9 protein-coding genes are annotated in these 8,579 nt (G+C 46.7%); 5 read left to right on the plus strand and 4 right to left on the minus strand.

The window, feature by feature from the left end:
* Positions 1-1,063: hypothetical protein (locus L0156_14375; protein ID MCI0604181.1), on the minus strand; the 1,063-nt coding region annotated here is incomplete at its 3' end.
* A 14-nt stretch (positions 1,064-1,077) separates the two neighbouring features.
* The gene (locus tag L0156_14380) at positions 1,078-1,692 is read right to left on the minus strand and encodes a hypothetical protein (protein MCI0604182.1); all 615 of its coding nucleotides are present in this window, start codon (positions 1,690-1,692) and stop codon (positions 1,078-1,080) included.
* Between the two features lie 93 nt (positions 1,693-1,785).
* Here L0156_14380 and L0156_14385 point away from each other — a divergent pair, with 93 nt between their 5' ends.
* From L0156_14385 to L0156_14405, 5 genes are all read left to right on the plus strand, one after another.
* Complete coding sequence (locus L0156_14385; protein ID MCI0604183.1) at positions 1,786-2,229, plus strand: CBS domain-containing protein; 444 nt, start codon at positions 1,786-1,788, stop codon at positions 2,227-2,229.
* A 144-nt stretch (positions 2,230-2,373) separates the two neighbouring features.
* Entirely contained in the window at positions 2,374-2,844 is a 471-nt protein-coding gene (locus L0156_14390) for a hypothetical protein (protein MCI0604184.1), read from the plus strand.
* A 345-nt stretch (positions 2,845-3,189) separates the two neighbouring features.
* Positions 3,190-3,474, plus strand: a complete 285-nt coding sequence (locus L0156_14395; GenBank protein ID MCI0604185.1) for a VanZ family protein — start codon at positions 3,190-3,192, stop codon at positions 3,472-3,474.
* 4 nt (positions 3,475-3,478) lie between these two features.
* A complete protein-coding gene (locus L0156_14400) occupies positions 3,479-5,275 on the plus strand; it encodes a hypothetical protein (protein MCI0604186.1) in 1,797 nt (598 codons plus the stop codon).
* Between the two features lie 16 nt (positions 5,276-5,291).
* A complete protein-coding gene (locus tag L0156_14405) occupies positions 5,292-7,511 on the plus strand; it encodes a hypothetical protein (protein ID MCI0604187.1) in 2,220 nt (739 codons plus the stop codon).
* 17 nt (positions 7,512-7,528) lie between these two features.
* Here the strand turns inward: L0156_14405 and L0156_14410 are convergent, their stop codons facing one another.
* Both L0156_14410 and L0156_14415 read right to left on the minus strand, forming a co-directional pair.
* Positions 7,529-7,975, minus strand: coding sequence for a DUF86 domain-containing protein (locus L0156_14410; GenBank protein ID MCI0604188.1), 447 nt, complete (start codon positions 7,973-7,975; stop codon positions 7,529-7,531).
* The gene (locus tag L0156_14415) at positions 7,968-8,237 is read right to left on the minus strand and encodes a nucleotidyltransferase domain-containing protein (GenBank protein ID MCI0604189.1); all 270 of its coding nucleotides are present in this window, start codon (positions 8,235-8,237) and stop codon (positions 7,968-7,970) included. Before L0156_14415 ends, L0156_14410 begins: the two co-directional genes overlap by 8 nt.
* Positions 8,238-8,579 lie beyond the last annotated feature (342 nt).

Raw genomic sequence — 8,579 nt, forward strand, 5'->3', positions numbered from 1 at the left:
CCAGTAAATCCAGTTGTTTTTCTTTCGGAATCGTCGAATCAATGAGAATGTCGATTGTTTTTTCTCGCAATTGATTGGGATTGATCAGCGCATGACCCTCATGAGCTCGGACCGCGTTTTCCAGTACAAGGCAAACAGTCGCGCGGCGGTCCAGCAGGCTTAAATCGATTTCATTCGTCAACACGTTCCCTCGAAGAACGAGTGGTTGATCAGAGAAGAATAAGTACTGCTGCAAACTGTTTGCATCTCCCAGGAGCAGTTCGCGTGTTTTCTTCGCTTCCTGGCGATTCTCAGCAAGGTCCAATCTGGCATATGCCCCAACCAGCCGGTCCCAGGAAAGCTTCATTTCTGCATTCTTGAAGAGCTCAACAACTTTTTTCCCACCGGCTTCATTTACAATCTCGTTGAATTCTCCTGGCGTCCCGGCACTCGCAAGAAGCGTGTGAATGGTCTGTTGATCACTCAGAGATAGGGACCGGTTTCCTATAAAAGAGCGAATAAAAGAAACAGTTTGATCTCGTTCTGATAGTGGTGCGGGCGACTCACCCGCCAGTACTGATAGCCTACGATCGTCTTCGCTTTGCGGACGAGTCGTCCGCACCACACTCGGCTGCAAGCCCTCGTTCCCCATAACAATTGGCTTGGTCTCAAGAACCGAAGTATCCGGCAGCCCCGATGTTATTAGTTTTTGCGTGATACTACTGGTGAAGGATGTTTCTTCCTTGCGCCCTGAACTAACAGACGGATCGACTCTTGAAGTAGCGGTATCTTCTGTCTTAGCAGGAGCGCGGCCTTTTATCGGGATCGTAACGTTGGAATCAATCGAGACTCGCCCGGCTCCGGGCAGAATTTCGAGGTTTTTTGATTCTTCACGACTTAACGCAAGGACACTGGAGTTGTTGACTTGAATTCTTATCGAATCCTGGACTTGCGTTATGAGAACTTCATCCTCTTTACCAGCAGTTAATTTGACTTTCCCATTCTTTCTTTGAATGGATGTTTCTTTGCCTGATCCGGATACCGCACCGCCAATCCCCTTTAGACCGCTTCGATCCACTCGCATAGAACGTATCGTTACTATACATTAAGTTCGTTGTTCGCGGCGAGTTCAGCGGCAAGTTTCTCCAGAATCTGCAAATGAAATCGAAACGACACCGGACCCGAAAGTCCTATTTTTTCCGCTGCCCTTTCCATCGTGAGGTCTTGTTCATAGTAATGTTTTATAAAATCCTTTTGACGTGCATCCAGAAGATGGATGGATCGCTTCAGCCCCACAATACGCTCTGCTCCGAAGACGATCATCGCAATAACGGCAAGGAGCCTCAGCAAATGGAGAACCTCTTCTTCCTCAGCTTTGATGCTTCGTTTTATGGTTCCCTCCGCGGATAAATGAAAGTGTAGAAGTAGTTCGTTCGATTTTTTTGCAAAAAGATAGTGCAGCCAGGATTCGTTATTGGGCCACGAATGTCCTGAGAGGCCATCGTAGATCGCTCCCCGAATCTTGTAGGTCAGATAGTTTCGCAAAGTTAGTCCCTGCCTGCTGCGATATTGAGTGAGCGATTCGGTTAATGCAATACGTCCCCGCTCTACCAATAGTTCGACATCGACATGCGGAGCAATCGTGTCGCGCGTTTGCAACGCAATGCTTTTCACAAGCGGCAGAAAACGAAGGGGATTGGAAGGAGCTTGCATTGTCCACTTCTACACACATAAATATAAAGGAAGCAAATGTTCAAAGAAATATGGTATAGTCCATTACAGATAGCGTTTTTTTGCGGTAGCCCCATGAAGACAGCTCGAGACCTTCTTACCGGCCAGGATTTAACCGTAATCTCAAAAAGTCGAACCGTATATGAAGCTGCCAAAATCATGGCAGAAAAAAAAATTGGAGCGTTACCTGTCCTCGAGGGAGAAAGAGTGGTCGGAATCTTTTCCGAACGGGATATCATGAACCGCGTCGTTGCGAAAAATCTGAATACTCAGAAAACGACCATAGAGCAGGTCATGACAAAGGATTTGATAATCGGGGAGCCGGACGAGGATATCGAAAAGATTCTGGTTCGAATGAAGCAGTCGAATATTCGTCATTTACCCATTATTGAAGAGGGTAAGCTCATTGGAATCATCTCTTTTCGTGATCTATTGCAAGCGGACCTCAACGAAAAGGATGAAGAAATCAAAATCATGACCGCGTACATTCACTACATCCCTCCCACCTTCGAATCCTAATAATCGTGGATCGTAATCGTGATCGTAATCGTAATCTCATTATCATCACGATTATGATTTGACGATCACGATCATGATTACGATCACGATCCACGATTAATATTTGACTGTTGAGGTCCGGACTCATAGAATATTGCCTTCATCATGACTGAAACTGCGCAAAAAGCCGAAGCACCGGCAGTATCAACGAATCTGTGGTACATATCCGTTCTTGTCTTGCTAGGGTGGATGATTCCCGGCGCAGCGCATCTTCTGTTGAAACGGCCGAAGAGAGCAATCACATTTTTCCTGTGCATCGTGATTCTCTTTTACTGGGGGCTGAATCTGGGAGCAAGAATCTGGCATTACGAACCGCAACAACCCTTGACCTTCTTTGCCATGGTTTCCCAGACCGGTGTTGGAACTCCGTACTTTACAGCGCGCACAATTGCATCCTACGCCCGCAACCATTCCTCTTTTTCCCTGTATTCATTTGCCAATCGCTTTCGTTTCGGTGAAGGCAATATTGAATCAGTGACATTCGAATACGGAAATACGTTTACCTGGGTTGCCGGACTCCTTAACTTTCTCGTCATACTGGATGCCTATGATATTGCGCACAAGAGAAAAGAATAGATGGTCAGTCATTTTTTCTTGATGGTCATATTCGCGTTTCTCACTTCCACAGTGATCGCTTTGGTGACTAAAAAAACGCCTAAAGAGCAATGGCTCTACTTTTGGAAGTTCTTTGGTTCTCTCGTACTGATTGCGCTGTTGATAGCGTGGATCATGTACCCCTTCCCCATCAAATGAGCCGTTGTAACGCCGGCTTCCAGCCGGCAAAACATTTTGAGATCTGAAAAATCTGGCCGGCTGGAAGCCGGCGTTACAAACCGCATTAGACGCGTGTCATACTGGGGGCCCGTAATCTTCTACGCTGCGGTAATCTTCTTGCTTTCATCTATTTCCACGGTGCCCGAAATGCCGAAGAAGTCGGATAAGGTCCTGCACTTCTTTGAGTACTCTTTCTTTGCTTTCCTCCTATGGAGGGCCTTCGCCCGGGAACGTTTTTGGACTCTGGAAATCCGGCGAGTGATCGCCGTCATATTGATAGGCTCCCTTTATGCGGCCTCTGATGAGATCCATCAAAGCTATGTTCCGGGGCGATATGCCTCGATTTATGACTGGGTTGCCGATGTTGCAGGAATTCTAGGAATGATTACATTAATGGTATTTAGATTAAAATGGAGAGGCCGGGGTGGGTAAAGCTATGAAACGACTTAAGTTTTTCCTTCTGATTTCCTGCATCATGATGATCACGCATGTTTCCATGGGAAGCGAAATCATGCGTCTGTCGGAAGTGAAAGAAGGAATGATTGGGACGGGGAAGACAGTTTTCAAAGGCACTGATATTGAAGAATTTCAGGTTGAGATTTTAGGTGTCCTGCACAATTTTTTCCCGCAACACAGCATGATCCTTGGAATTCTGAAAGGGGGTAGCCTTGCAGAAACGGGTGTGATCGCCGGCATGAGCGGAAGCCCCGTTTTTGTCGATGGAAAAATGATAGGCGCCGTGGCGTATTCCTGGCCATTTGCGAAAACGCCGATCGCAGGAATCACTCCGATCGAATCAATGCTGGAAGCGCAAACGCCTGTGGTCGATCAAGTGCCAATCCAACCCCCGTTGGAAATCGCGCAATATTATGAATTCGAATCTTTGTTAACGAGCAAGATGCCTTCTCCACCCAAGGTCGATGCAACTGTTCCCGGTATCGGTAACGTAGAGTTAACTCCGATTGCTACGCCTTTAATGGTTTCCGGTTTTGACCCTAAACTGGTCGAACGGTTTCGTCCGCTTTTCAGCTCCTTTGGAATGCAGCCGATGCAAGCAGGTGTGATGGGAAAGACGGAAGAAGCGCCGACAGCAGACGAATTAATACCGGGCTCTCCCATCAGCGTTCAGCTGGTTCGTGGTGATCTTGATATCGGAGCGATCGGAACAGTTACCTATCGCGATAAGGAAAAGATTCTGGCGTTTGGCCATCCCTTCTTCAATCTCGGTCCCATCGATTTTCCCATGGCAACGGCTCGAATCTTTGCAGTTGTTCCGAGTCTGTTCTCTTCTTTTAAAGTTGGTTCCGGCGGTCCGATTGTTGGATCCGTAAAACAGGATTTTCGCTCCGCCGTTTACGGTGTTGTCGGACCAAAGTCGCCTATGATTCCTGTGACCGTTACCCTAAATGATGAAGCAAAGAAAAAACGCGACTTCAATTTTGAAGTGGTAAACCACGCTCTCCTTGCTCCGCTTCTTCTGGATTTTACGTTCCAGAATACAATCCTTGCGACACAACTGGGATATGGAGACAGCACGCTGAGAGTCTCCGGGACAATCGATTTGAAGAATTCATCAACGATTCAGTTCAACAATATTTTCAGCGGAATGGCCAGCTTCTCCAATGCTTCTCAGTATCTTGCTTCGGTCTTATACACATTGATGGCAAATGAATTTAGACGAATCGATGTAGAAAGCGTGGGTATCAACGTCGAGCTCGCGATGAAACGCAAAGAAGCCGAGCTTCTGGAAGTGTGGCTGGATCGCAACGAAGTGCATCCGGGTGATCAGTTGAAAATAAAAGCCGTCTACAAGACTTATCAGGGGCATAAACAGGCGGAAGAATTTGATCTGACAATTCCGGAAGATCTGGACGCTTCGGTTTTGCATTTTATTGTAGGAAGCGGACAGGAAATCAGCCGGCAGGAATATGCTCAATTTGGAAAGGCGTATAAGCCGGATAGTCTTGACCAGATTGTCTCGTTGCTGAATAACTTGCGTTCCAACGATCGAATTTATGTTAAAACGTTCCTAACGGAACCGACGCTTGTCATGAAGGGACGCAGTCTCTATAAACTCCCTTCGTCAGCTTACTCGATTCTTTCCTCATCACAAACAATTGGAAGTTCACAAAGAGTGAATAGCTTGGTCCTTTCGGAAGATAGTCGTCCCATTGACTATTTCCTTACCGGCACAAAGTATTTTGCCGTTAAGGTTTTGCCGAGACAAAACTGATCTCAAAATAAAATCTATGAAAGCAACTGTTTTCCTTCTGGTTTTTTCTATGCCTTTTTTGTCCTTTGCCGTGACTCCTCAGTTTTGGGAAGAGAACACGCAACAACAATTCTCTGCCGGTGATCCGCATTCCATTTCCATCACCAGTGATGCAGAGTTGATGCTGGCTCCTCAACTCAAGAAGGTATATGAAAGCACTGATTCCATCATCTGGAAGATATTGAATGACGGGCAAACGCTTTATGCCGCAACAGGCAACGAGGGCAGAGTCATAAAAATTGATTCCGCCGGTAAAGCATCTACGCTGCTGGATACTCCCGAACTGGAGGTCCAGAATATCGCGCTGGATGGTGACGGCAATCTCTATGCGGCGACGTCGCCTGATGGAAAGATCTACAAAATCAAAAAGGATGGCGCTTCCCAGGTCTTTTTCGATCCTGCTGATAAATACATATGGTATCTCACGTTCGATTCGAGCGGGAATCTTTACGTTGCAACGGGAGATCAGGGAAAGATTTACAGGGTGGACAAGAATGGCAAAGGAGAAGTTCTTGTTGATACCAATGAAGCAAATATCACGACTCTCCTCTGGGATAAAGAGAAAGGATTGATAGCTGGTTCCGATCGAAACGGAATACTCTACTCAATCGAATCAAACGGAAAGGCATCCGTTTTATATGATGCTGACCAACAACAAATTACTTCGATTCATCGCAGCGAAAGCGGTGAAATTTACTTTGCAGCGATCAGCGGAGTTGCAACGGTTCCCGAACCAAGAGCCATTCAGCCGCCAGCGCCTCCACAGATAACAACGCCGCAACCGGCTGTAGATACAACACCGGACGAACAGGAAGGTACGGTCGTCACGAGTGTCGAAATCGCACCATTTACGCCTCAACCATCCATGACACCCGCGAGACCGACGGCATCCCAACTCTACAGGATCAATCCGGATGGAACGTCCGAACTGATGTTTTCGTCCGAAGATCACATTCTTGACATTCAGGCCTCGAGCGATGCGGACTCATTGCTTCTTTCGACCGGAAAGAAGTCCAAACTCATCAAGCTCAACAAGAACAAGAAAAGCACAATCCTTCTAAAAACCGCTGAAGACCAAATTCCCAGTGTGCTGAACCATGGTAAGATTTATCTGGCAACGGCGAATCCGGGTCATGTTTACGAGCTGGTTCAAAATCATTCAGCAAGTGGAACGTATTTCTCTGATATCAAAGACACAGGAACGCCTTCGGCCTGGGGAAGGGTGACCTGGAAAGGCCAAACGCCGGCTGGAACAACGATCCTGCTGTCTACACGATCCGGAAATACGAAGACACCGGACGATACGTGGTCGGCATGGTCAACCCCGGGCTCAGATCCTTCCGGGCATCAAATCAGCAGTCCCAAAGGTCGATTCATTCAGTGGAAGGCAGATCTGAATACGTCCGACAGCAAGATTACTCCGGTGCTTCGGAGCGTGCGCATCGCATACTTGCAACAAAATATCAGGCCGGAAATTGATGCTATCGTAGCGCTACCCCCTGGCGCTGTTTACAAAAAGGCTGCAACATTTCAGCAAGATGGTATCGCCGGATCAACTGAGGCGGTTGCGGAACCCGCAATTCAACAGCCTGAATTTCAACAGACTCCGCAAGCCGCAACTTCTTTTCTTGGCAAAGCCGAATTTCGAAAAGGGTACCAGACGATCACGTGGAACGGATCGGATGCCAACCAGGATTCATTGGTTTTTGATGTTTATTACAAACCCACCGCTGACAAGAACTGGAAACTTCTTGCAAAGGATTTAAAGGAAAACATTTTTGCATGGGATACGCAAACGATTCCGGATGGAACGTACCTGATTCAAGTAACGGTAACGGACCGGCTCAGCAATCCCGGAAAATTTGCACTGAACAACTCCAAGGAGAGCGCGCCGTTTGATGTCGATAACTCTGCTCCCCGTTTGGAAGTAACGCAAGTCTCAAGATCGGGCAAGAGCGCAGTCATTCAACTGAAAGCTGAGGACCAATTCAGTCCGATTAAACAACTTCAATATTCAGTGACACCTGGAACCTGGGTCTCTGTATTCCCTGTTGACTTAATCGATGACTCCCCTACTGAAACCTACAAAATAGAAATCAATGAAGTTCCTTCGGCCACGGAATACGTTATATTGAAGTGCCTGGATCAATTCCAAAACGCGAGCACGATCAGGTATTCCCTTACAGCGACTAAGTAAACAAAGTAGCGCGGACGTCACGTCCGCGATGCGGGCGTCCCGCCCGCTCCGGGCATGTAGTGTTTCAGGATCGTCAAGTAGAACTCTTCAAGATCGCTGAGATGTTTTACAAGAATCGATTTTACGATTTGTAGATTCAACGCCTCATATTCGTTAATTGCGATATTTCGAAAGCCTGTCATCGCTCGCATTCTTTCCGCAAGATTCTTGTTAAGAATTCCAGCAGATTCCAACAGCACGAAATAACCTTTGACTGTATCAGGCAATCCCAGGTTTTCAGAAGCGACAACATGACTGGCAAGATCGATAGTGGATTGGATTGCCCGTTGAAGGTTTAGAAGAAAAATATCTTGTTTATCCTGATTATCCAGCGCATTCGGATCGAGCCCGGTTACACCTTTAATTCGTTTCAGGGCCCGTTGAATAGCATCCGCTTTGGATAGAAGAATGTCGCCATCAACCATAAATACCGCCTTTCAATATACTCTTCTCCCCTTCCCTTCGAATTCGTTTTAGATCCTCGTACTGGTTGATTGTATCTCTGAAGAATTGTTTGTAGTAATTTGAATCTGCGCCGAAGATTATGGTCCCATACTTCAATATCTGCATCCGTAAGATGGGTGACGCGTGATTCAATACAACAAGATCGACATCTCGTTTCAACTTTTCTTCAAGATTACCCACAATCTGATGAACCTGGAAAAGATCGGGTGCGTTTTCAAACAAAACGGCGATGTCAATGTCGCTTTCCTTTCTTAAACTTTAGAGCAGATCCGAAAAGAAACACCAATCGAATGGATGATCGGAACTGAAAGAATTCCCGGACAATTTCCTCGATCTTCTTTAGCGGCATTAGGTTTTGGCTTTGGTTTCACTCATGATTCGGCACCAATGATTATTATAGTTCAGCATGAGAAAACTAACCGGTAGGACAGCGCAGGTTTGTTATTTCAACAGCAGCTTCCGCAGCGCCGGGTAATCGCGAAAACGCCAGATCAGTCCATCGACATAGTAGTGGTAAATCACGAGCATACCGAAAGGCACAAATAACCAGATCGCGACACCGCG

Source organism: bacterium, assembly GCA_022616075.1.
In the GTDB taxonomy this organism is placed as follows: Bacteria; Acidobacteriota; HRBIN11; order JAKEFK01; family JAKEFK01; genus JAKEFK01.

What these genes read in the sequence shown, in the direction of transcription:
- L0156_14380 (MCI0604182.1), bottom strand. Translation starts at nt 1,692, where the DNA reads ATGCAAGCTCCTTCCAATCCCCTTCGTTTTCTGCCGCTTGTGAAAAGC.
- L0156_14400 (MCI0604186.1), top strand. Translation starts at nt 3,479, where the DNA reads ATGAAACGACTTAAGTTTTTCCTTCTGATTTCCTGCATCATGATGATC.
- L0156_14385 (MCI0604183.1), top strand. Translation starts at nt 1,786, where the DNA reads ATGAAGACAGCTCGAGACCTTCTTACCGGCCAGGATTTAACCGTAATC.
- L0156_14405 (MCI0604187.1), top strand. Translation starts at nt 5,292, where the DNA reads ATGAAAGCAACTGTTTTCCTTCTGGTTTTTTCTATGCCTTTTTTGTCC.
- L0156_14410 (MCI0604188.1), bottom strand. Translation starts at nt 7,975, where the DNA reads ATGGTTGATGGCGACATTCTTCTATCCAAAGCGGATGCTATTCAACGG.
- L0156_14395 (MCI0604185.1), top strand. Translation starts at nt 3,190, where the DNA reads ATGCCGAAGAAGTCGGATAAGGTCCTGCACTTCTTTGAGTACTCTTTC.
- L0156_14390 (MCI0604184.1), top strand. Translation starts at nt 2,374, where the DNA reads ATGACTGAAACTGCGCAAAAAGCCGAAGCACCGGCAGTATCAACGAAT.